Annotated in this window: 1 rRNA gene; it reads right to left on the reverse strand. The window is 57.0% G+C overall.

From position 1 onward, the window contains the following. Positions 1-21: 21 nt before the first annotated feature. A 23S ribosomal RNA gene (locus tag ACZ4Z5_RS33135) occupies positions 22-3136 on the reverse strand. Positions 3137-3195: the final 59 nt, after the last annotated feature.

Here is a 3195-nt window from a genome sequence, read left to right on the forward strand (position 1 = left end):
ACACAGTGGACGCGAGCAACTGAGGACAAGCCCTCGGCCTATTAGTACCGGTCAACTCCACCAGTTACCTGGCTTCCATATCCGGCCTATCAACCCAGTCGTCTACTGGGAGCCTTACCCCATCAAGTGGGTGGGAGTCCTCATCTCGAAGCAGGCTTCCCGCTTAGATGCTTTCAGCGGTTATCCCTCCCGAACGTAGCCAACCAGCCATGCCCTTGGCAGAACAACTGGCACACCAGAGGTTCGTCCGTCCCGGTCCTCTCGTACTAGGGACAGCCCTTCTCAAGACTCCTACGCGCACAGCGGATAGGGACCGAACTGTCTCACGACGTTCTAAACCCAGCTCGCGTACCGCTTTAATGGGCGAACAGCCCAACCCTTGGGACCGACTCCAGCCCCAGGATGCGACGAGCCGACATCGAGGTGCCAAACCATCCCGTCGATATGGACTCTTGGGGAAGATCAGCCTGTTATCCCCGGGGTACCTTTTATCCGTTGAGCGACGGCGCTTCCACAAGCCACCGCCGGATCACTAGTCCCGACTTTCGTCCCTGCTCGACCCGTCGGTCTCACAGTCAAGCTCCCTTGTGCACTTACACTCAACACCTGATTGCCAACCAGGCTGAGGGAACCTTTGGGCGCCTCCGTTACCCTTTAGGAGGCAACCGCCCCAGTTAAACTACCCATCAGACACTGTCCCTGATCCGGATCACGGACCCAGGTTAGACATCCAGCACGACCAGAGTGGTATTTCAACGACGACTCCACCTGAACTGGCGTCCAAGCTTCACAGTCTCCCACCTATCCTACACAAGCCGAACCGAACACCAATATCAAACTGTAGTAAAGGTCCCGGGGTCTTTCCGTCCTGCTGCGCGAAACGAGCATCTTTACTCGTAGTGCAATTTCACCGGGCCTATGGTTGAGACAGTCGAGAAGTCGTTACGCCATTCGTGCAGGTCGGAACTTACCCGACAAGGAATTTCGCTACCTTAGGATGGTTATAGTTACCACCGCCGTTTACTGGCGCTTAAGTTCTCAGCTTCGCCCTGACGAATCAGAGCTAACCGGTCCCCTTAACGTTCCAGCACCGGGCAGGCGTCAGTCCGTATACATCGCCTTACGGCTTCGCACGGACCTGTGTTTTTAGTAAACAGTCGCTTCTCGCTGGTCTCTGCGGCCACCCCCAGCTCAGAGTGCAAGACTCATCACCAGACGTGGCCCCCCTTCTCCCGAAGTTACGGGGGCATTTTGCCGAGTTCCTTAACCATAGTTCACCCGAACGCCTCGGTATTCTCTACCTGACCACCTGAGTCGGTTTAGGGTACGGGCCGCCATGAAACTCGCTAGAGGCTTTTCTCGACAGCATAGGATCATCCACTTCACCACAATCGGCTCGGCATCAGGTCTCAGGCTCATGCTGTCCGGATTTGCCTAGACAGCGCCCTACACCCTTACCCCGGGACAACCACCGCCCGGGCTGGACTACCTTCCTGCGTCACCCCATCGCTTACCTACTACCACCTTGGGTCAGCGGCTCCACCACTCCCCTTCACCCGAAGGATCCAGGACGGCTTCACGGCCTTAGCATTAATGGGCTCGATATTGGGCGTTTCAAAGCGGGTACCGGAATATCAACCGGTTGTCCATCGACTACGCCTGTCGGCCTCGCCTTAGGTCCCGACTTACCCTGGGCAGATCAGCTTGACCCAGGAACCCTTAGTCAATCGGCGCAAGAGTTTCCCACTCTTGTATCGCTACTCATGCCTGCATTCTCACTCGTGAACCGTCCACAACTACCTTCCAGTGCTGCTTCACCCGGCACACGACGCTCCCCTACCCATCCGTACACCCGTTGGGGCTTCTGTACGAATGACACGACTTCGGCGGTACGCTTGAGCCCCGCTACATTGTCGGCGCGGAATCACTTGACCAGTGAGCTATTACGCACTCTTTCAAGGGTGGCTGCTTCTAAGCCAACCTCCTGGTTGTCTCTGCGACTCCACATCCTTTCCCACTTAGCGTACGCTTAGGGGCCTTAGTCGATGCTCTGGGCTGTTTCCCTCTCGACCATGGAGCTTATCCCCCACAGTCTCACTGCCGCGCTCTCACTTACCGGCATTCGGAGTTTGGCTAAGGTCAGTAACCCGGTAGGGCCCATCGCCTATCCAGTGCTCTACCTCCGGCAAGAAACACACGACGCTGCACCTAAATGCATTTCGGGGAGAACCAGCTATCACGGAGTTTGATTGGCCTTTCACCCCTAACCACAGGTCATCCCCCAGGTTTTCAACCCTGGTGGGTTCGGTCCTCCACGAAGTCTTACCTCCGCTTCAACCTGCCCATGGCTAGATCACTCCGCTTCGGGTCTAGAGCGTGCAACTCAATCGCCCTATTCGGACTCGCTTTCGCTACGGCTTCCCCACACGGGTTAACCTCGCTACACACCGCTAACTCGCAGGCTCATTCTTCAAAAGGCACGCAGTCACGAGGATCCAAAGGATCCCGACGCTCCCACGGCTTGTAGGCACACGGTTTCAGGTACTATTTCACTCCGCTCCCGCGGTACTTTTCACCATTCCCTCACGGTACTATCCGCTATCGGTCACCAGGGAATATTTAGGCTTAGCGGGTGGTCCCGCCAGATTCACACGGGATTTCTCGGGCCCCGTGCTACTTGGGAAATGAGCAAGCAAGCCGCTGACATTTCGGCTACGGGGGTCTTACCCTCTACGCCGGACCTTTCGCATGTCCTTCGCCTACATCAACGGTTTCTGACTCGCCTCATGGCCGGCAGACCACAAAAGCTCACTCCCACAACCCCGCATGCGCAACCCCTGCCGGGTCTCACACACATACGGTTTGGCCTCATCCGGTTTCGCTCGCCACTACTCCCGGAATCACGGTTGTTTTCTCTTCCTGCGGGTACTGAGATGTTTCACTTCCCCGCGTTCCCTCCACATACCCTATGTGTTCAGGTATGGGTGACAGCCCATGACGACTGCCGGGTTTCCCCATTCGGACACCCCCGGATCAAAGCTCGGTTGACAGCTCCCCGGGGCCTATCGCGGCCTCCCACGTCCTTCATCGGTTCCTGGTGCCAAGGCATCCACCGTGCGCCCTTAAAAACTTGGCCACAGATGCTCGCGTCCACTGTGCAGTTCTCAAGCAACGACCAGCCACCCATCACCCCCG

It is taken from the genome of Streptomyces sp. NPDC030222 (assembly GCF_055573115.1).